Consider the following 20,120-nt stretch of genomic DNA (forward strand, 5'->3'; position numbering starts at 1 on the left):
GGGCATTTTGGCTCGCATTCGACAGAAGTCGACCAGCGCAACTCGGGACGAACGAGAAATTCAATGCCAACCGATATTTTCAAGGCGGCGCGCTCGCCAAAAACCGGAGTTTTCGGTCAGGCACAAACTAAGCGGAGCTGCCATCTGTATGACGGGTTAGTGGCCACTGCGACCGGCCGCAACTGGCCGTAACCCGCCCGGCGTCAAATGTTCAGGCTGCCGTAGCCATGTGCATATCGACATGGATGTCACAAAACGGACAGCGCAAGGCGCCGGTCTCGGTGCGCTCGACCAGCCCCAATACAACGAGTTGTGCTGCATCCTCGTGCACACGTTTCACGTCACGTCCAAGACGGCGTGCAAGTTCGCGAACCCCGACCGTGCCGCCGTCGTGCTGCAAGGCCTGTACGATGCCCCAGCGCCGTTCGGTCAATCTTCCAAAGAAGGCGGCCGGCGTCTCGAAGTTCAGGGTCTCTCCCTCATAGCTCGAAGCTGTCGCGGCCTTTCCAGCCTGGCGCAGGGCCGCTCGCCAGTCTGCGCCTAACGTGATTGTCAGTCTGCGTTTGGTCATCGCGTCCTCCGTTTATCCACTTCCTTGATGAAGTCCTCGATCAACTGATCGATCGTAGAGAAGCGATAGGGAAACTCCTTGCCGTCAAGATGGCAGTGATCGCCCTTGCCTTTCTCGTTGTCAAAGCCGACGACCCGGGCTCCATCGACGACATACACGAGCCGGTACTTGAAGCCATGCGCTGTTGGCGGCACGGGTACAGGCAGGCGCCAAACAATCATCTGGATGATGCTATCGTCTTCGGCGACATCCTTGAATTCAGTGATGAGGGTCGCCTTCATTTTGGCGATCATGACATCGCCAGATGTTCGTTGTCAATTTCGACAACATGCCGGCTCCAATACACCGCAGCGTTGAGTGGTGACCATGAGCGAACTACCGCTAATCGAACGTCCACGTCGTTGGACGGACGAACGGCAGTTGATGGCGGGGACGGTGAGTTCGCAGGAGTGCCAGTAGGCGGCCGTTGGCCTCAACAACGTTTTTGGCAACGGCCGCTTTGGAGCGGCAGGCTGACAGCGTGCTCCCGGCCAATTGCTGTCGTTCGGTGATTCCGGATAGCAGCCATCTGAACGGCTGCTGAACTTCGCAAGCTGCCAGAGGGCCAATGCACACAACTCGGCCTCAGCGGTCACTGGCGCCACACTGTGCGGACGGCCGATATGGATCCTTTACCGGCCACCCGGTGGCCAAGCACGCCGAACGGCGGCTTCGATCGTTTAGCTGCGCCCGGTTTCGACCCGATGCTGACAGTCGAGGTCATGGAAAGCGGACGCCAACGTCGCGCTTGAGCCGCGGCCGACGAGCGAAGCGAGAAGGGTACTGCCAGCGATACGCTGGCTGCCATCGGCTCGAAGCGCTGGTTAGAGGTCTGCGATTCGGGATGCATCGGCTGCATCGCGCTACGGAGAGCTAACCTCGACCGGTAAGTTCAGATCGGTGCTCCATTCCGCCCAGCAACCGTCGTAGAGACGTGCACGCTGGAACCCGAGTAGCTTCAGCGCGAGGAGCCCGCAGGCACCTGCATACCCTCTGCCGCAATACGTGATGACCTCGCGGTCCGGCGTCACGCCGGCATTTCGATACAACGCAGCCAGAGTATCGCGTGAGGCGAAGGTGAAGGAGCGGCCGCTGGCGAGCAAGCGCTCGCGCTCCGCGGCAGAGACGCTGGCGAGCTCGGGGTCGATGTTCGCCAGGTACGGCACGTTTCGTGCCCCGGGGATATGGCCTGATCGTTGCCCCCACAAATGGCGTTCTCCACCGCCACGGTACAGCTCGGGAGTCAAACAGTCGACGATGACGGTCCCGGATTGCCCGATCGCACCGACGACGTCTTCCTTCGATGCAATCCATTCCGGGCGGGTACGGGGCGTAAATGTTGCGGGTTCGACCACCGGGATGTCAGTAGACATGGCGCGTTGCTCGGCTTGCCACTGACGCAAGCCGCCGTCCAGCACACGCACCCGATCATGGCCGTAGTAGGACAGGGCCCACCACAGGCGCGCCGAACCGAGAGGAAAGCCCATGTTGTCGTAGGCGACGACCGGGTTGTCGCTGCCGATTCCGAGGCGGCCCATCACCCGAGCAAACTGCTCGGGCGGCGCCAGCATGTCGGGTACGGGATGGTCGGGGTCGGATAGGTCCGCGATCATTCCCGCGAACACAGCGCCGGGGATGTGCCCGGCAAGGTAGCCGTCGTGGTCATCGAAGCTGATTCCCCGTCCATTCTCGTAACGCGAGCGCCAACGGACATCGACGATCCGAACGCTCGGATCGCCCAAATGCGCGGCCAGCCACGCGGTGGATACCCAAGATGGGCGACAAGTCGGAAGCCTTTTGCCGGCAGACGCTGATCGTCCTGGCGCAAAACAAGCAGATCATCCCGCCGGAACTCGATCTCGCCGAAGCCGAGCGCGATCTCCATGACCTCGATCTCCTGCGGCCGCACCTGGCCAGCCTGCGGCAGCTGGTGGCCAGGGCCGACGACACCGAAATGGCGCTCGGCAGCGACATCCTGACGGCCGCGCTCGAGGGTTATGCGCTGGCCAGGGTCTTCGGCAAGGGCGCCGGGCTCGATGCCTTGAAGGATGCGATGGCCGGTCGCTACAGCCGCAAGCGTAAGCCGAGCCCGGTCGCCGCTGCCTGAGCGCCGCGACAGGCGTCGCGCTCGGCGCGCAAGGCTCGGAGCTTCAGGCGCAAGGCTCCGAGCTTCGACGGCAAGCTTCCGATGCCTGGCCGCAAGCCTCTGAACTTCGCTGTGCAAGCCGCAAAGGCTTGGCCGCAAAGCAAAAAGCCTTGCGCGCAAGGCTTCGAGGCTCGATCCGGATGAAAAACAGCATCAAGTGCAAGCTTCGCGACCTTGCGCGCAAGGCTTTGTACTTCGCGCGCAAGGATCAAAGCCTGGCCGTGCAAGCCTCGTTGCCTTGCGCGCCGAGCACAAGGGCTTGTGGGCAAGGCTTTTTGCCTTGCCCGCGAAGCTCAGAGCCTTGCCGGGACAGCTCACCGTGGCGCCGATCGAGCAGAAAGCTTCGCTGCGGCACTCATCGGGCTGACGAACGCCGATCAAAGGCTTGCCCGAACAGCAAAGGGGCTTGCGCATCGAGCAAGATGCCTCGCGCGCGCGGTTCGCGGGCTGGCGACGCGACGACAATCCGATGCTCGTCGGGGAAAGGGGACCTGCGCACGCATTGCCAACGGCCGACCGCCGTCGCTCCCGGACAGCTGGCCAGCCGGCCAGCCCCGACCTCAGGGCACCAATGCTCGATCGAGCCGACGGCGGCCTGCCACTCTGCCCTTGGCGCTCCGCTTGAGCGAGGGCTTATTGGGCCTCACGGATGTCGCCAAGCGCTTGGGGCGTGTTGGCTGTGCGCAGTTCATGGCCACCAGGGAAGTCGAAGAAAGTCGATGCAGGAAGGCCGTCTCGGTTGCGTCGGGCTGCGACTCGCCGCTCAGCTCTCGGGGTCGTACTGGAATTCGCGGAGTTCTTGCGGGCAGCGGCAGGCTTGGGCGATCTTCGCGGCCCACTTGACGGCGGCTTCGCGCGACGGAAGTTCCAGAACGCAGAAGCCGCCGTCGAATTCCCTGGTCTGCGGGTACGTCTCGTTCTTCACGGTGCCGTCAGCGGCAACCATCAGCGGTGCGACGTCCTCGTTTATGCCACCACCGAACACGTACACGCCGGCATCCTTCGCCTCGCGTATGACCGCATGTGCCGCTTCGCCGACGGCAGCCAGGTCGTCGTCGAGGATGTCCATCGCCGGTGCGGGGAAGGAGACAAGATACTTCGTCATCGTTCGCTCCTCAGGGTGTGAGTTTCGGTATTGGCGGTGAGGCCTGACCGTAAAGTTGAGGGGCGCGCCGCTTTTGGCGCGTCCCTTTCGGGGATCCCGATGCATCGGCTGAGCGCGGAGCTCGATGATCGCCGCGTATCCGCGCTGCCTGCCCATTCCAGCTTTGGCTGAAATCCTGCCGCGCGAGAACTCAAGGCACTTCGACACTCGGCCCGACCGGCTCGTCGACGCGGGTGTCCGGGTTCGATCGTTGACGGATCTGACCGCTCTGACCCTCGCTGTTCGGCGCAATCGTCACGGTTGCGAGCGGCACCCACCAGGCCTCGACCCGGAGCAGGTGGGCAAAATCCGGATTCGACTGCTTCTTCAAACGCCGGACGAGGGTGTCGACCTTGATGGCAATTACCTGGCCAGCGGGAAGTCGGCAATTCTTCGCGATGGCGCCCACAGGCTGTCCGTTCTCGGCGGCGCAAAGTTCGATTCGCTGGTCCGTTTGCACCGTTCGCAGCGCGGAATCGTGATCGAGCCGCTCCAGCGCCCGGTGAATCGCATGGCCCGCGGGCCGTCGTCCGGCAAAGCCGAGGTCGACGTCCGCCAGGCCGAGCGAAACGTAGCGCCAGGCAAGGGCTTCCGGGCGTTCGATGTCCCGGGGCAGGGGAACCCGGGTGATGCCGGGGTCCGACAGCTGTGGCGAGAACGGGTTCGTCGCACGCATCGATTCGCACATCAGCAGCAGTTCCCTGGCGCGGGTCATCCCGACGTAGTAGAGACGGCGTTCGTCGTCTGACGCATCCTGCCAGTCGCCGTTGTCGAGGATCACGACATGCCGGAACTCGCGCCCCTTGGCCGAGTGCACCGTCGACAGGGTCAGGCGGCCTGGCTCGGATCGCGCCGCGTCGGTGCCGAACTCGTAGAGCTCGTCGATGAGGGTGCCGCTCGGCACCGAAAGATCGCCCCACACGCAGTTCAGCTCCTCGATGAACTGGGCCAGCATCACGAGCCAGGGGTTGGCGCGCTGCGCATCCGAGAAACGTGCTTCGAACCAGCGCGACAGGGTGGCCGCCTTGCGTCGTCGGTTCGGTTTGTTGCGCAACAGGTCGAGGAGGCGGCAGGCTTCGCGGGTCTGGTGGAATTTTGCTCCGGAGCCGTCGCGTTCGGACACGCGGCAGGCGACGTCGTTCTGGTGGCACCAGGCGCGGACGGGATCGAGGGTGGCCCGGTTTCTCGCCAGCACGGCGAAATCCGACCAGTCGCCGGTCGGGTCGAGCGCTTTCAGCCGCGACAGCTCGGCCATCACGACGACGGCCTGGCCGACCGCATCGCCGGGGACGCGAAGAACCTGCACGCGGCCCTGGACCGAGCGATCGAGCTGCTGCCAGCGTCCTCCCGGCGGGTCGCCTTTTCGGGAATGGTTGATTCGAATCGGGTGCCCGGTCTTCATCCGTTCGCGATGCGGCGCGATGAGCTGATTGGCGGCGGCGACGATAGGGGCGGTGGAGCGATAGTTCTCGACGAGGTACTCGACCGTCGCCTGGTAGTCCTGCTGGAAGCGGTGGATGAACGCGTTGCTGGTGCCACGGAAGGTATAGATGTTCTGGTCGTCGTCGCCGACCGCGAGGAGCGTCAGGCGGGCATCCCTGTCCTGCGTCTGACGACCGGCGAGGGCGCTGATCAGGTCGTACTGGCGCTGGTCGATGTCCTGGTACTCGTCGACCAGGATGTAGCGATAGCCGGCGAGCAGCCGCTCGCGCAGCTCGTCGCCTTCGCCGTCGAGTTCGCCCGGCGGTGCTTTGCCCTGCAGCAGGGCGACGGCCTGGTCGAGGATCTGGTCGAGACCTTGCCGTGCAGGGTCTTCTCCGGTCTTCTCGGCCAGGGCGGCGAGACTGGTGCCGGTCAGACGCAGTGCCAGGGCATGGTAGGTGAGGACGGTGACCGCGCCCGCCTCGGCGCCGATGAGACTGCGCAGGCGCTGACGAATCTCCCACGCCGCACCGCGGTTGAAGGCCAGGACGATGATGCTCGACGCGGGTTCGCGAAGAACACGGGTGAGATACGCCACCCGATGCACGATGACGCGCGTCTTGCCCGACCCGGGACCGGCAAGGATCAGGCGGTTGGCGTCGGGTCTTTCGGCAACGATGCGCTGCTGCAAGGGGTGCCGCAGGCTTTCGACGATCCGCCGATACGACTCTTCTGTCGTTGCCCGTTCCAGGATCTCCTTGCGGCCGGCATAGTAGCGTCGAATGAATTCGAGCTTGGGCAGCGAAAAATAGGCGAAAACGAAGCTCAAGGCGGCCGACAGCTTTTTCAGGCCGAGCTTTGCGTATTCGTGGATGACGTGAATCTGGAAGTTCTTCTCGCTGTAGTGTTCCTTGAGCGGCTCGAAATCCGCGTTGGTAAAGCCACGCGACCTTTCTTCCGGGGTGATGCGAATCGTCATCGCCGAGCGGAAGACCGTCTTGCCGCGATCGAGGATCAGGACGCCGTTGTCGTGCAGGTAGAGCAGGCCGGCCTCGATCGCGGTCAGCTCGTCCTTCAACTGTGGGCCGATTTCAAGATCCGAGCGCAGCGCTTCCGCCAGGTCACCGAGCCTGCATTCGACGCGCAGGTCGACGCCGCGCAGCTTTTCGTCGAGCTTGCCGAGCAGCGTCTGCAGCAGGACCGTCGCCACCGCCCGGCGCTTGTCGCTGATCTCGCGGATGTTGGACCAGCTGCGCAGCAGGCGGACCTTGAGGATCTCGCGGCGCAGCACCCTGACGTCGAAGGATCCCCGCCGACCCTTTGCGCCGTCGCCAAAAGGCCGCGCCAGCGAGTGCAGCAGTTGCATCAGCTGCTCGGGGATGAAATCCAACCCGGTGCGTCCCTTGAGATCCTGGCAGAGGCCCCGCAAATTGGCATCCTGCCACTCGCCACTGTCGGCATCGGGCGCCAGCTCGGGCAGGACAGCGAAGACCGCCTTTTCCATTGCTGCCAGACGGGCGAGGCGATCACTGGCGGCGTCCTTGACGCCCTTGCGCAGCAGCACTGTGAGCGCCAGGTCGTTGCTGAGAACGCCCACCTGCTCCAGTTGATGAAGCATGCGAATGATGTCGCCGCTGGACTCGCCCAGCGCGGCCATCAGTTCGTCGGTACTGATGCCTTCATCGTCGCGTGCATTGATCAACAGCGACACCAGGGTGAGGTACTTGCGGCGCGTGTCGTCGGAAAGGTTTGCCTTGACGAGGCGCTGCTCGGCGGCCGCCAGTGACCCAACCCTGAGGCTGCCGGGGAAGACTCGGGTGTGATTCTCGTTGCGCTCGAGAAATCGGGCCCGTTCCAGCCAGGAAATGGCCGTCTTGACCTTGGTGTCGGCGTCCGGATTGCCGGCCTCGATGCTGCTTTCCGGATCGTCGTCAGCGAGTATTTCGCCGGGGGTGACGACGATCTCGGCGCTCTTCGTCTTGCCGGCGTAGCGGCGCAGGGTGCGCAGGATGGCGGCGATGTCGCGGCGGGAGAGGCGGGAGCTCGCGGACAGGTTGAACTGGGCCTCGACGTCCTCCTCGTCGTAGAGCAGCACGCAGCGCGCGTCCTGCCGGTCACGCCCGGCGCGTCCGGCTTCCTGCAGGTAGTTTTCAAGCGAGCCGGGGATGTCGGCGTGGATGACGATGCGTACGTCGGCCTTGTCGACACCCATCCCGAAAGCGTTGGTGGCGACGATGACCTTGAGCTCGCCTTCGATGAACGCCTGTTGAACGGCCTTCTTGATGCCGGCGTCGAGGCCCGCGTGGAAGTGCGCGCAGGCCCAGCCCATATCGCGCAGAAAACCGGATATCTCTTCCGCGCTCTTGCGGCGGCCGGTGAACACGATGGCGCCGCCTTCGACGTCCGCTTCGCCGCCGTCGCCGAATTCCTTTTCCAGCAGCCGATGGATCAGGGGCTGTTTTTCCGGCTTGCTCACCGCTATCACCTCGTAATGCAGGTTCTGCCGCTCGTGCCCGCCATCAAAGATGCGCAGCTCGATACCGAGCGAATCCTGAAAGTGACTGCGGATGTCCTCGATGACCTCGCGCTTGGCGGTCGCGGTGTAACAACTGACCGGCGCGCGCCCGTCCGGCGTGCGTGCGTGCCGGTCGCGAATGAAACGCGAGACGTACAGGTAGTCCGGGCGGAAGTCGTTGCCCCATTTGGAGAGGCAGTGGGCCTCGTCGAATATCCAGGCGCCGACCTGCCGGTGCCGGATGGCTTCGACAAAGGCCCGGTTTCTGAACTGCTCGGGGGACACCAGGAGGATTCCGGCGTCGCCCAGGCGGATCTTCTCCAGAACGTCGCGTCGTTCCGGCATGGTCAGCAGTCCGTTGAGTGTCGATGCGCTGTAAATCCCCACCTTGATCAGGTTGTCGACCTGGTCCTTCATCAGCGACTGGAGCGGCGAGACGATCACCGTGAGACTGCCGTTCCGCCAGTGCCGCGACAATGCCGGCAACTGATAGCAGATCGACTTGCCACCCCCGGTAGGCAGAATGGCGAGGAGGCTTTCGTCCCGATAACCGGCCCGGACGATGTCCTCCTGCAGCGAGCCACCGGTGGTGTTCGCGGGCTCCGGGCGAAAGGACGAAAAGCCGAAGTAGCGCTCCAGTTCCCTGCGCGGGTCCAGATGGAGCGAGCAGTAGGGGCAGGCGGGGTCCGAGCAGCTTGTCTCGCGCAGCTGCTGTATCTGACGGGTCGTTGCCGGGTATTGGAGGCGTACCCAGGGCGGCAGAACGGAGTTGCCACCGCTGACCCGGAGCCAGGCGAGCACGTAAGAGAAAGCCCGACCCACGGCCTGATCGACCAGCGCCTGGTCGAGGATCTCCGCCAGATGACCGGGACAGACCTTGCCCGTCGCAAGGCGACTGACAGCCGCACGGACCTCGCAAGCCTTCGGCGGCATTGCCGCCCTGAGCTTCGCGAAGAAGCTGCCGACGCCTTCCCGGGTGTCACGAGCCAGGAAGAAATGGTGGCAGGCAAGCTCGTCGGGCGATGCGACAGCGAGTGCCGCCAAGGCCGCGTACTGGTCCTGCCAGAGCTTCAGCGCCAGCTGGGCGTCCTTGAGCGGGTCGTTGCGGGCGTCGCGGACGAGCTTGTAGTCCTTGACCAGGCTGTGGTACGGGTTGGCGGGGAAAGCGAGGGGGGAAAGCTCCAGCGTATCAACGGCTGGCAGTTGGTTCAGTTTCAGCTGTGGGTAGACGCGGGCGAGTGCCGGCAGGTCATGCCGCACGATATTGTGTCCGAGTACGAAAGCAGCTCCCTCGGTGAGTGTGTCAAGGCGGTCGACAGCAGCGGCGATCTGCTGCCCGGAAAGGGAAAAGCCTTCCTGGGTGTCGGCTCTCCAGCCCGCCAGTTTGTGAATGGACAGAACGTCATCGAGGGCTGTTTCGATATCCAGACACAGGCCTCGCGGCGCGAAAGGCGGGGAGCTCGTCACTGCCTGGCGATCGATGCCATTGGCAAACGATCCGATTTGAGCATACACATGCGTGACCTTCAACCAATGGTTTTTTCGGCATCGACACCTTCGTCCATCCCGGCGCCGCCGCACTGGCGTCGATTCGTGCGCCGACGGGGAGAATCCAGACTGTCGCCGAGTACCTGGAACAGGTCAAGGTGGTGAACGCCAAGTCCGCCGACGTGGGTCGCTACACGAACTTCGGCCCGATCAAGGAGTTCGGCGAGGTGACCGATACGGTGACCGTGCAAGCGCCAGCAAGGCAACAAAATGGAACGTCCAGAAATGGCCGGAAATCAGGCTTGCCGGTTCCAGGTTTGCCAGTTCGTCGGCATCGAGCGGGGTGGCGCCGGGCGGGTAGTCGAGATCGAACGCCATGCCCTTCAACGCCCAGGTCCGGTATTCCAGAGTGTGCGCCGGGACCCGGCACGCAAGGCGTCGACCAGAGCGCGCGTCCGTGCCAGCCCTTCGCGAATGGCCTTGATCCAGCCGGAAGGCGGGCGCTGCGGCAAGTCCGCGCTGCGCCAGCGCGCCAGCGTGGCATCGAGTTGGCGGAGCCTCGATTCCGGAGAGTTGGCTTTGATGAGATTGCACCACCATGCGCCAGAGTGAAACAATGTGTTGCATGGCAGCGCACCATAAATCAACGTGGTCTTGCCTCTTGCCGCAATAAATGCCATGCCGCCCAAGCGTACATGCCCGTCGGAAAGCGTCGCCAGCGGGGTCTCGACCCTGGCCCTCCGGTATCAGGGCGTCACCGCCGATAGCGCGCCAGCGCCAATTCGAACTCCGCCAGCACGCGGGCCTGCAGTGCTTCCGGTTCGATGACCTCGCAGTCGCCGCCGTACTTCATGATGTCCATGATCAGCTCGCGGTCGTCGGCGTAGGGTACGCGCAGCTCGTAGCGGCCGTCGTCGAGTTCCTTGCCTTCCTGCTTCGGGTGCCAGCGCTCGGCGGCCACCCAGCGCGCCCGTTCCGGCGTGAAACGCAGCACCGCCCAGGACACTTGGTCACCGGCGAAGATCCCGTAGCCCGACCCCAGCACTTCGTCGAGTCGCTGGTCGGCGATGTCCCTGGCCCGCTTGTCGAGGATTTCGGCGTGCTCGATGGCGTCGACCGAGAAGGCGCGCAGCGCATGGCGCAGATGGCACCAGGCGTCGAGATACCAGTTATCGCGGTAATGATTGAGGCGCTGCGGTGAGACTTCGCGTTCGCTGACCACGTCCGTGCCGCGTGCGTGGTAGCGGATGATCAGGCGCTTTCTCCTCAACAGGGCGGAGCCGACGGCCTGGAAGTGGTCGAGGTGAAACGCGCGGGCGCCGACGGTCTGGATGCGGATGCGGCGCTGCACTTCCTCGATCGGGTTGTCGGCGGTGCCGAGCAGGCCGCTGAGGCGAGCCAGCAGCGGCTGGATTTGCGGCCCGAGCAGGCCGCCGGTATCGAGATTCGAGAGCAGGTGCTGCATGGTCAGCAAGGCATGGATTTCCTCGGCGGTGAACCACAGGTCAGGCAACTCGTATTGCTGCCCGAGCCGCCCCCGGGTTTCCTCGAAGCGGTAGCCGCCCAGGCTGCGGTCGAAAATGAGCGGGGCGTTCAGGCGGTCGCGCATGAAGGCGAAATCGCGCTTGAGCGTCGCCCACGAGACGCCGAGGCGCTCCTGCAACTCCTTGCGGGTGGCTGATTGGCGCGCGCCGAGAATCTGGTCGATCTGGTAGATACGCTCCATGTTGCTCATCGCTTCCCCTTTCCGTGCCGGGGCTTCAACCCCTGTTTCAACAATCCGTGCCTTGGACAGGTTGCAGAATGGACATCGCTGGGCGAGCGTCAGGATGCGGTCTCGCGCGATGGTGCGTCAGGTGTCATTCGACCCGACGCCATTCTCGCGCGAAAAAGGCGGTTGATGGCAACGGCGATCGTCTGCCATTCGATTCGCTTGCTTTGGATTGCCAGGCGCCACCGGGATGAAGCGATGGTCCACGGCCCGCGTGACACCGGCAGCGCCTTGCCGATTGCCGCGGGCGCCCGCCCGCCGCCGCCTATTCCGGCGAACCGTCCGGCTTGTCGAACTGCGCCTTGCCCTGCGCCGTCTTGCGGCGCAGGAAGCTGGGGCTGAGCGCGTCGGCGCCGAGGTTGTCGAAGCTCGCTTCCTCCTTCGCCGAAATCCGCGAACCCATCTTGCGCGACGAGTAGAGCGCCTCCTTGCTGAAGCGGGCGGTGTCCATCGTGCGGGCGAGTTCCGCCATGCGCTCCAGCACCTCGACCAGCCACGGCTGGTCGGCGAAGCGCTGGCGGGCCTCGGCCAGCAGGCGCTCGACGGTGCTCCAGTCGCCGTGATCGGCGGCGGCGCGCGCCTGCTCGAGCATCTTGCCGGCAAGCAGTTCGGCCTGGCGGCTGAGCACCAGAGGGTCGTCGAGCAGGACATTCCAGGCGGCCACCGGCATCGCCGGCAGGGTCAGCAGCGCGTCGGCAAATGCCAGGGGCCTGCCTTCCGGGGTCGACGCGGTGACGGCCGCCTGCAGCAGTTGTCCGGTTCCGTCGACGGCGAGCCCGGCCGGAATCGCCAGTTCGACCAGCGCCCACGCCTCGGCTCCGTAGGCGATGTCGGGCAGGCGGATCACCGGCAGGCCGGCATCGCCTTCGACCGGATAATCGTTGACCAGGCGAATAACGATCCCCGGGGCGGCGGCCAGCGACAGGCGGAGATGGCGGCCGCAAAGCGCCGAGATGAAATCGAACTCCTCGGCGAAGGGCTCGAAGAGGTCGCCGGCGGTATCCCCGTAGTAATGGTTGCCGCCGCCTTGGCTGGCCATCCGGACCATCAGCTCTTCGTTGAAGTCGCGTCCGAGGCCATAGGTCGAGGTGGTGACCCCGCACTCCGCCGCTTGCCCGCAGAGGGCGGCGATGGCGGCGGTTGCCGTGACCTCGCCGACGTTGGCGTTGCCGTCGGAGAGCAGGATGACGCGCGCCAGCGCTGCTTCGCCGGCGTTGGGCAACAGCCCGTCGGCGCCTGCCTGCCAGCCGCCATGCAGGTTGGTCGTGCCGCCGCTGTGGATACGCGACAGCGCCTGGTGCAGCGCCGTGCGGTCGCCGACCGGGCGGGCATGGACGAGGGTTTGCACATGCTCGTCGAAGACCACCAGCGCGGCGATGTCGGTCGGCTCCAGCTGGTCGGCTATGTGCCTGGCGCAGCGCACCGCTTCAGCCAGCGGCGGCCCGGACATCGATCCTGAACGGTCGATGACCAGGGCGAGATGATAGGGCTGGCGCGGCTTCTTCTCGCTGGCCACTGCGTCGGGTGCCTGGACGCGGATCAGGACCGGCAGCTTCTGGCCGGCGCCGGCAATCAGGGCTGGCCTGAGCGGCTGGATGAGGATCTGGGGGGTGTTGTTGTCGGCCATCGGGTCTCCTGTTCGGCCGGTGCCATTGCCGGCGTATGAATGCACGATAGCACCCGGCAGGCTCGCAGGATGAGCCACCCGGAAAGTCGATCCTCAGGCGATGCGTTCGAGCAAGCGGGCGGCGGATTTCTGGTGCAGGACGAGGATCAGTTTCATCGAGCTGCGGGTCGCGCCGACGAAGAGCTTGCGCAGCGCCTGGTCGTCGAGCACCGCGAAGTCGATCTCGGCCAGGATGACCGCCGGAGCGGCCTGCCCCTTGAAGCGGTAGACCGATTCGACGAGTACCTCGCCTTGGCTATAGACCGGCTGCCCGAACAGGTCGTAGGCGCCGGTAAAGTGGCGCAGACTGGTCTGGCCCAGACGGTCCAGCGCCAGCAGCTGCGACTGCTGGCGGCCGTGATAACTGACGATCGCGACGTCGTGCTTCCTGAAGCCGGCCGAGTAGCAGAGCCGGATCGCTTCCCTGACGCGGGCCAGCATGCCGGCGCCGTCGGCGTAGTCGAGGATCTCGATCTCGTCGGCGGTGATCGGCGACGCGGCCTCGATGTCGAGGCCGCCGGGGAGCAGGCGCCGCAGCAGTTCGACGATCGGCCGCGGGCTGCGGTAGTTGCTCTTTGCATGCAGCGTCACCCAGCCCGGCAGCGGCGTCGGCGGTCGCCCGTAGAGGTTCTGCAGCGGGTCTTCCAGCCACAGGAGGCGGGCATCGGCGCGGGCGTGGCCGAAGATGACGTCGCGCCACTCCTCGGAGATGTCCTGGCCTTCGTCGACGATCACCGTGTCGAACTGGAATGCGGCGCTGGCGGGCAGCGCCGCGGCGCGCTGCTGCAGGCGCTCGAAGGCATCGGGCAGGGTAAAGTCCGGCGTTTCGCCGGCATGGCGCAGGCGCTGGTCGCACAGCTGGTGATAGGTGCAGGCCAGGCCGCCGGCCGGTGCGATGCGGTGGAAGTGATCGGCCAGCGGGCGGTTGAAGCAGACATAGAGCGGCCGCTTGCCGGCGTCGACCGTGGCGCGGTACTCGGCAAGCGCCAGCTGGGTCTTGCCCGAACCGGCGGTACCGGTGATGCGCAGGTGGAAAGGCTCGAATTCGAGTCGCCGCGCCCAGTGCGCGAGGCCGCCGGAAACGCGGGTGACCAGGTCGCGGGCACGACCCATCAGCGCACTGACATCGGTGTCGAGCTGGATCAGGTCACGCAGGAAGGCGTGGATCTTCGCTGTGGCCGCGGTTCTCTCACGGGCCGGCAGGAGGCGCTGGACGATCCGGCAAAGCTGCTCGCGGCGGTTGGCATCGACGATCCGCTCGGGGACCAGGCCGGCGGTTTCCGGGCTCGTCACGCGGTAATCCGGGCAATAGAGGAGGGCGTCGGTGCGCACCGAAGGAATGTCGCCGCGGACCGCGAGCTTGCCGCGCAGGGTGCTGACCATGCGCGACATTTGCACCGTGACGCTCTTCGACCGGCCCGGATACTGCTTGACCAGACCATCGGCGGTCTCCTGGAGGAAGCCGCTCTTCTGTTCGATCAGCAGCAGGTCGCCGGCGAGATTGACCACCGCGAAATCGATTTCCCCATAGATGGCGTAGCGCCCATCGATGCCGGTCCAGTGCACCGCGTGATAGACCGTGTAGTCGGCCGGCAGGCCGGCGGCGAGGACGGCGAGGGTTTCGATCTCGCGCTGCGCGGCGCCGCTTGCGGAGAGTTCGCGCCAGCCGTCGGGGACGATGCGGGCCATTGGGGAGTCCTGATCAACTCGGATGCCGCCCAGCTTAGCCGATTCTCCCCGCTGGCGCGCCTCGGGGTGTTGCCGCCTCGCCGACAGCGCTGTTTCAAGGTCACCGGGCCAGCGATGAGCGGTCGCCGGGCCGCGCGGCACGGGCTATTGGCTGCCCTGCCGCTGTTTCTTGAGCTCGATCAGCGGCCGTACGCCGGGCAGGTCAAAACGTTTGCGGCCCGGTTCGACGGCGGTCAGCGCCTCGGTTTCGACCAGCGTCGCCAGCGAGCGGCGGGTGAGTTCCTGGTAGGTCAGCGTGCCTTCGATCTTCCAGGCGATTTCCTGATCGTTGAGCACGCGCATGACCTTGGCGGGTACGCCGGCGACCAGCGAACGCGCCGGTATCACCATTCCGGCCTTGACGAACGCGCACGCGGCGACGATCGACGATTCGCCGAGCACGGCGTTGTCCATGATCACCGCATTCATTCCGACCAGCGCGTTGCGCCCTACGCGGCAGCCGTGCAGGACGGCGCCATGGCCGATATGGCCGTCATCTTCGATGATCGTGTCGGTGCCGGGGAAGCCGTGCATGACGCAGGTGTCCTGGACGTTGACCCCGCGTTCGAGAATCAGGCGGCCGAAATCGCCGCGCAGACTGGCGCAGGGTCCGACGTAGCAGCCTGCTCCGACGATCACGTCGCCGATCAGAACGGCTGTGGGATGGACATAGGCACTCGGGTCGATGACCGGAACCAGGCCGTCGATGGCGAAGACGCGGGGGCGGGGCGTGCTCATGCTGCTGCTCCTGGGCGATTGGCGCTGGCGTGGCAGGGAGGGCGGCGCAGTGGTCTTTGGTCAGCTGCGGACACCATTCTATGCAGGCGAGAGCGCCGTGCCAAACAGCATTGCTCTGCGGCCGGCTTGCCGGTTTCCCGCCGTTCCGGCGTATTCTGTCCGGGAGCGAACGGCAGTGCGCCGGAAATCGTGTAACAAACTGTCAGCGATGTCGGACCAAACGGGCGCTTGAGCGTTAAGCACTGGTCCGGCGTCGTTCATGCCGCCCCTTCGAGACCCGCAGCCATGCCCATCCGACTTGCAGTCCTGCGCCGCTGGCGTCAGTTGTTCGCTTTCCTGCTGTTCTCGCTGCTGGCCGTCGCGCCCGCTGCGGCCGACCCGTCGGGCCGGGTCGGGCGTATCGCCTGGCTGTCCGGGTCGGTCCACCTGCACCGCGCGGACAGCGGCGAATCGAGCAGTGCCTTGCTCAACTGGCCGATCTCGACCGGCGACGTGCTGTCGACCGGCGCCGGCGCGCGTGGCGAAGTCCAGATCGGATCGACCTTGCTGCAGCTCGACTCGGGCAGCGTCCTCGACTTCGTCCAGGTCGACGATCAACGCGTCCACCTGCGCCTGCTCGAGGGTAGCGTGATCGCCAGACTTCGCTCGGCCGATGCGGCGAGCGAATTCGAGATCAGCACCCGCGAAGGCAGGTTCAGGGCTCGCGATGCCGGCAGCTATCGCTTCGACTCCGACCGTACGGTGGTCACCGCAACGGTTGCCGCGGGCAGCCTGCTTTTCGAAGCCAGCGACAGAGCGGTCGAAGTCAGCGCTGGCCAGCGGGTGCAGTTCTGGAACGATGGCGGGACGCACCAGCATGTCTCGGCGCCGGCCAATGACGACTTCGCGCTCTGGAGCGCGGGGCGCGACCGGCCGGTCGGCAATTCCGGCCATGCCCGCTACGTGTCGCCCGAAATGACCGGTGCTGCCGACCTCGACGCCTATGGCAGCTGGTCCGATAACGCCGAGTACGGCGCGGTATGGTTCCCGCGCGCGGTCGCCGCCGACTGGGCTCCGTACCGGACCGGCCGCTGGGTGTGGGTGGCGCCCTGGGGCTGGACCTGGGTCGGCGACGAGCCCTGGGGCTTCGCACCGTTCCACTATGGTCGTTGGGTGCTGTACGGCGGCGCCTGGGGCTGGGTCCCCGGCCGGCGGGTGGCGCGACCGGTCTACGCGCCGGCGCTGGTCGCCTGGGTCGGGACGCCCGGCGTCGGGGTTTCGGTGCAGGTCGGCGCGCGCCCCGCGGTCGGCTGGTTTCCGCTGGCACCGCGCGAAGTCTATGTGCCGCCGTACCGCTCCAGCGAGCGCTATGTGCGGCAGGTCAACGTCACGCATGTCACCCAGATCAACAACATCACGAACATCACCAGCAATCCGCAGGCGGCGGTTGCGCGCATGCCCTATGCGCATCGGCAACAACCGCGCGCGGTGACCATGGTTCCTGCCGACGTGGTGAGCCAGCATCGCCCGGTCAGCGGCGCCGCGATGCTCCCCCGCGACCGCCAGCAGTTGGCCAGCCAACCGGTGCAGGTGCGGGCACCGGTCGCCGCGCCGCCGGTCGACGCCCAGCGTCGGCCGGGCGGCGAGCGGCCGTTCGAGCCCGGTCGCCGCGAGCGCGAGGCCGGGCGCGCGCCGGCTGACGCCCCGGTCGGTGGCCGCGCCGAGCCGCGGCAACAGATGCCGGTGAGCGGCGCGACGCCGCCGGTCGGTGCGGCGCCGACGCCTGAGCCGGCTGTGCAGCCTCCGGCACGGACGCCACCGGCAGCGATCGGTGGCCTGCCGGCGCCGGCAGGCCGACCGGCAGCCGCGCCCGCTGCCCGTGGCGGCGAGCCGCAGGGTGCCGGGCGTCCGCCAGCGGAAGCGGCGCCAGGCGGCGGCGGACGAGTGCGGCCGGAGGTCGCGCCGCCCGTTGGCTCGCCGGCACAGCCTGCGGTCGCGGTGCCGCCAACGCCGTCACCGTCCGTTGCGCCGGGAGGCCGACCGGTAACCGCGCCGCCGGTCGGTTCGCCAGCGTCGCCCAGGGATGTGGCGCCGTCAGCGCCACCACCGTTGCTTGCTCCGGCGGAGAGGATTGATCGTGCCGCGACACCGCCCGTCCGTCGCCCGCCGGAGTCTCGCGAGTCCCGCGAGTCCCGCGAGTCCCGCGAGTCCCGCGAGTCCCGCGAGTCCCGCGAGTCCCGCGATCTCGGGGCCGGAGCGGCAGGCCCGGGCGCGGCCACGCCGCTGCCGTCGGCGCCCGGACGACGCGAGCAGAACGGCGTGCCGACCACGCCGGCAGCACGGTCGCCGTCGGCGGTCGGCACTGCCGGACCCGACCGTCCAGCAGCCGCCGCGGGGCGCCCGTGGCCACAGCCCGAACGCGCCGACCCACGCCCGGCGGTACCGCTGACGGTGCCTGCCCAGTCGCCTGCCGGGGGACCGCAGCGCGCCGAGCGGCCAGCCGGAGAAGTCGACCGGGCGGCGCCGGCCGCCAGGCCGTCGAGACCAGAACAGCGCATCGAGGTTCCGGCGCAGCCCATTTCTGCGCCGCCGCCGGCCGCGCCGAGGTTTCCCGAGCGGCCGGCGGCCGCTCCCGGTCAGCCGATTCACCAGCCGGGGGCGCAAAGGTCTGATCCGCGCATGGAGCAGCGCCGGCCCGATCCGGTGCCGAGTCGCGAGGATCCATTCGCTCGCCCCGGGCGCCAGGAGATGCCCGGGGCGTCGGCGCCGGCGCCGATGGCGATGCCGCAGCGGCCGGCCGCACCCGGGCGAGTCGATTCGCCGGCGGCGAACGAGCGCCAGGCGCGTCCCGATCGTCGTCAGGAATCAGGCGCAGGTGGCCAGCGTCAGCGCCCGGGCGATGGCCGTGACGGCCGTGAGGACCGCTTGCCGCGCGGCGCTGATGGCTGAGGTGCTGCCGGGCTTGCCGCGGGGCGGCCGGTCCAGCGATTGACCGCGAAACCCCGCTTCCGCGACAATGCCGCTCGTGCTTTTCAATAGTCTGCCCGCCCGCTGCCGTTGACGGTCGGGCGGGGCAGCTTACCGGGTCAGGGCGAATCCTATGTACTACGGCGAAAAGTTCAACGCCTGGACGCACGTCGTCGGGGCTGTCCTGGCGTTCGCCGGCTCGGTTGTTCTGGTCGTTCTCGCCGCCCTCGGCGGCGATCCCTGGAAGCTGGTCAGCGTCTCGATCTACGCGGTGACGCTGGTTCTGCTGTACAGCTTTTCGGCGCTGTACCACAGCTTTCGCGGGCGCGCCAAGGACATCCTGCGCAAGCTCGACCACCAGGGAATTTACCTGCTGATCGCCGGCAGCTACACGCCATTCTGCCTGGTCAGTCTGCGCGGCCCCTGGGGCTGGTCCTTGCTGGCAACGGTATGGGGGCTCGCCGTTCTCGGTTCGCTGCAGGAACTACGGCCACGGAGCGAGGCCCGGATCCTGTCGCTGGTGATCTATATCGTGATGGGTTGGGCGGCGCTGGCGGCGCTGGTGCCGCTGCTGCAGGCGCTGGGCACGGCCGGATTCATCTGGGTCGCGGCCGGTGGGGTGTTCTACACCGTCGGTATCGTCTTCTATGCGCTCGATACCCGCTTGACGCACGCGCACGGCATCTGGCATCTGTTTGTGATGGCGGGCAGCGCGGCGCATTACTTCGCCATCCTGTATTACGTGTTGTGATCGGCAGTTCTCTCGCCGGCAAGCTGGGCGCGGTTACGCAGCGACTGCCGCCGCGTTGATCCCGGCGAGTGCCTGGCGGGGGTTTTCAGCCACCGGGCTGTTTACGACGCCGTGCCGCCGCGGCCAGTGACACCAGCGCCATGAGGGGACGGCTGCGCGGGACTGCCGGCCAGTGCTTGGTGCGTTCATTGGGCGGGTGCACGGTCGCCAAGGCAGCCCGCGGGCGGCCAGCTGTTCTCGCTTGCTCAGCCCGGCATCGGGTCGGCGTTACCGAGCGCGGTGGTGTTCAGTCCGCCGTCTACGTACATGATTTCGCCGGTGATCGCGCTGGCCAGGTCGGAGAGCATGAAGGCCGCGGCATTACCTACTTCGTCGATGGTGATGTTGCGGCGCAGCGGGGCGTTGTGGGCGTTGTAGGCCAGCAGGCGCGAGAAGTTGCCGATCCCGGAAGCGGCGAGGGTCTTGATCGGGCCGGCCGAAATGGCGTTGGCGCGGATGCCCTGCGGACCCAGGCAGAAGGCGAGGTAGCGGGTGGCGGCCTCGAGGCTGGCCTTGGCCAGCCCCATGGTGTTGTAGTTGGGCAGGGTGCGCTCGGCGCCGAGGTAGGAAAGCGCCAGCAGGGCCGGGTTGCGGCCCTTCAGGAGCAGCGGCCGGGCGGCCTTGGCCAGTGCCGCGTAGCTGTACGACGAAACATCGTGCGCGATGCGGAAAGCGTCGCGCGAGATGCCGTCGAGGAAGTCGCCTTCGATGGCTTCGCCGGGCGCGTAGGCAATCGAATGCACCAGACCGTCGAGGCCGTCCCACTGCGTGCCGAGGTCGACGAACAGCTGGTCGATCTCGGCGTCCTCGGCGACGTCGCAGCGATAGAGCAGGGTGCTGTCGAATTCCCTGGCGAACCTGGCGACGCGATCCTGGAAGCGTTCGCTCTGGAAGGTAAAGGCCAGTTGCGCGCCTTCGCGGTGGCAGGCCCTGGCGATGCCATAGGCGATCGAGTGTTTCGACAGCACGCCGGTGATCAGAATGCGCTTGTCGGCGAGGAATCCCATGACTTCTCCCGTAACATGATTTGACTGGGTTGCAGCATTGCTGCGCATCTGGCAGCGAAGCCGCTTAACCGCCGCATTATAAGGGAATTGCCGCCGCTGCCGCCGCCGATTGTCCGTCGGCTGGGTGGCGACGGCCAGTACGCGGGAGT

At 66.5% G+C, this 20,120-nt stretch carries 15 protein-coding genes; 4 read left to right on the forward strand and 11 right to left on the reverse strand.

What is annotated here, in order from left to right:
- The coding region (locus tag Q1L50_RS06440; RefSeq protein WP_300336866.1) for a hypothetical protein at positions 1-192 on the forward strand (192 nt) is incomplete at its 5' end.
- A 19-nt stretch (positions 193-211) separates the two neighbouring features.
- Here Q1L50_RS06440 and Q1L50_RS06445 read toward each other — a convergent pair.
- The 3 genes from Q1L50_RS06445 to Q1L50_RS06455 form a co-directional block, all read right to left on the reverse strand.
- Positions 212-571: a hypothetical protein gene (locus Q1L50_RS06445; RefSeq protein ID WP_300336867.1), complete on the reverse strand. Its 360-nt coding sequence runs from the start codon at positions 569-571 to the stop codon at positions 212-214.
- The gene (locus Q1L50_RS06450) at positions 568-864 is read right to left on the reverse strand and encodes a DUF6516 family protein (protein ID WP_300336869.1); all 297 of its coding nucleotides are present in this window, start codon (positions 862-864) and stop codon (positions 568-570) included. Before Q1L50_RS06450 ends, Q1L50_RS06445 begins: the two co-directional genes overlap by 4 nt.
- A gap of 609 nt (positions 865-1,473) precedes the next feature.
- Positions 1,474-2,364, reverse strand: coding sequence for a sulfurtransferase (locus Q1L50_RS06455; RefSeq protein WP_300336902.1), 891 nt, complete (start codon positions 2,362-2,364; stop codon positions 1,474-1,476).
- 20 nt (positions 2,365-2,384) lie between these two features.
- Between Q1L50_RS06455 and Q1L50_RS06460 the strand changes: the two genes are divergently transcribed.
- Entirely contained in the window at positions 2,385-2,717 is a 333-nt protein-coding gene (locus Q1L50_RS06460) for a hypothetical protein (protein WP_300336870.1), read from the forward strand.
- An 802-nt stretch (positions 2,718-3,519) separates the two neighbouring features.
- On the opposite strand, the gene Q1L50_RS06465 is transcribed toward Q1L50_RS06460, so the two are convergent.
- The 7 genes from Q1L50_RS06465 to paaY all read right to left on the reverse strand — a co-directional run bounded on the left by Q1L50_RS06465 (position 3,520) and on the right by paaY (position 15,228).
- The gene (locus tag Q1L50_RS06465; RefSeq protein WP_300336872.1) at positions 3,520-3,861 is read right to left on the reverse strand and encodes a YciI family protein; all 342 of its coding nucleotides are present in this window, start codon (positions 3,859-3,861) and stop codon (positions 3,520-3,522) included.
- Positions 3,862-4,051: 190 nt separating this feature from the next.
- The gene (locus Q1L50_RS06470; RefSeq protein WP_300336874.1) at positions 4,052-9,352 is read right to left on the reverse strand and encodes a RecQ family ATP-dependent DNA helicase; all 5,301 of its coding nucleotides are present in this window, start codon (positions 9,350-9,352) and stop codon (positions 4,052-4,054) included.
- A 183-nt stretch (positions 9,353-9,535) separates the two neighbouring features.
- On the reverse strand, positions 9,536-9,952 hold the full coding sequence (locus Q1L50_RS06475) for a hypothetical protein (protein ID WP_300336876.1): 417 nt from the start codon (positions 9,950-9,952) through the stop codon (positions 9,536-9,538).
- Between the two features lie 127 nt (positions 9,953-10,079).
- Positions 10,080-11,060: a WYL domain-containing protein gene (locus tag Q1L50_RS06480; RefSeq protein WP_300336878.1), complete on the reverse strand. Its 981-nt coding sequence runs from the start codon at positions 11,058-11,060 to the stop codon at positions 10,080-10,082.
- Positions 11,061-11,361: 301 nt separating this feature from the next.
- Positions 11,362-12,723: a VWA domain-containing protein gene (locus Q1L50_RS06485; RefSeq protein WP_300336880.1), complete on the reverse strand. Its 1,362-nt coding sequence runs from the start codon at positions 12,721-12,723 to the stop codon at positions 11,362-11,364.
- A 93-nt stretch (positions 12,724-12,816) separates the two neighbouring features.
- A complete protein-coding gene (locus Q1L50_RS06490; RefSeq protein WP_300336882.1) occupies positions 12,817-14,451 on the reverse strand; it encodes an ATP-binding domain-containing protein in 1,635 nt (544 codons plus the stop codon).
- 144 nt (positions 14,452-14,595) lie between these two features.
- A complete protein-coding gene (paaY, locus tag Q1L50_RS06495) occupies positions 14,596-15,228 on the reverse strand; it encodes a phenylacetic acid degradation protein PaaY (RefSeq protein ID WP_300336884.1) in 633 nt (210 codons plus the stop codon).
- A 285-nt stretch (positions 15,229-15,513) separates the two neighbouring features.
- Here paaY and Q1L50_RS06500 point away from each other — a divergent pair, with 285 nt between their 5' ends.
- A complete protein-coding gene (locus tag Q1L50_RS06500; protein WP_300336886.1) occupies positions 15,514-18,156 on the forward strand; it encodes a DUF6600 domain-containing protein in 2,643 nt (880 codons plus the stop codon).
- 151 nt (positions 18,157-18,307) lie between these two features.
- On the forward strand, positions 18,308-18,925 hold the full coding sequence (locus tag Q1L50_RS06505) for a hemolysin III family protein (protein WP_300336888.1): 618 nt from the start codon (positions 18,308-18,310) through the stop codon (positions 18,923-18,925).
- Between the two features lie 245 nt (positions 18,926-19,170).
- On the opposite strand, the gene Q1L50_RS06510 is transcribed toward Q1L50_RS06505, so the two are convergent.
- Positions 19,171-19,971: an SDR family oxidoreductase gene (locus tag Q1L50_RS06510; RefSeq protein WP_300336890.1), complete on the reverse strand. Its 801-nt coding sequence runs from the start codon at positions 19,969-19,971 to the stop codon at positions 19,171-19,173.
- Positions 19,972-20,120: the final 149 nt, after the last annotated feature.

The organism is Accumulibacter sp. (assembly GCF_029255145.1).
Taxonomy (GTDB): domain Bacteria; phylum Pseudomonadota; class Gammaproteobacteria; order Burkholderiales; family Rhodocyclaceae; genus Accumulibacter.

Bases quoted from the DNA above. Each gene is read 5' to 3' on its own strand.
- Q1L50_RS06500 (WP_300336886.1), top strand. From the start codon at position 15,514: ATGCCCATCCGACTTGCAGTCCTGCGCCGCTGGCGTCAGTTGTTCGCT.
- Q1L50_RS06505 (WP_300336888.1), top strand. From the start codon at position 18,308: ATGTACTACGGCGAAAAGTTCAACGCCTGGACGCACGTCGTCGGGGCT.
- Q1L50_RS06490 (WP_300336882.1), bottom strand. From the start codon at position 14,451: ATGGCCCGCATCGTCCCCGACGGCTGGCGCGAACTCTCCGCAAGCGGC.
- Q1L50_RS06445 (WP_300336867.1), bottom strand. From the start codon at position 571: ATGACCAAACGCAGACTGACAATCACGTTAGGCGCAGACTGGCGAGCG.
- paaY (WP_300336884.1), bottom strand. From the start codon at position 15,228: ATGAGCACGCCCCGCCCCCGCGTCTTCGCCATCGACGGCCTGGTTCCG.
- Q1L50_RS06480 (WP_300336878.1), bottom strand. From the start codon at position 11,060: ATGAGCAACATGGAGCGTATCTACCAGATCGACCAGATTCTCGGCGCG.
- Q1L50_RS06485 (WP_300336880.1), bottom strand. From the start codon at position 12,723: ATGGCCGACAACAACACCCCCCAGATCCTCATCCAGCCGCTCAGGCCA.
- Q1L50_RS06475 (WP_300336876.1), bottom strand. From the start codon at position 9,952: ATGCAACACATTGTTTCACTCTGGCGCATGGTGGTGCAATCTCATCAA.
- Q1L50_RS06465 (WP_300336872.1), bottom strand. From the start codon at position 3,861: ATGACGAAGTATCTTGTCTCCTTCCCCGCACCGGCGATGGACATCCTC.
- Q1L50_RS06460 (WP_300336870.1), top strand. From the start codon at position 2,385: ATGGGCGACAAGTCGGAAGCCTTTTGCCGGCAGACGCTGATCGTCCTG.
- Q1L50_RS06450 (WP_300336869.1), bottom strand. From the start codon at position 864: ATGATCGCCAAAATGAAGGCGACCCTCATCACTGAATTCAAGGATGTC.
- Q1L50_RS06510 (WP_300336890.1), bottom strand. From the start codon at position 19,971: ATGGGATTCCTCGCCGACAAGCGCATTCTGATCACCGGCGTGCTGTCG.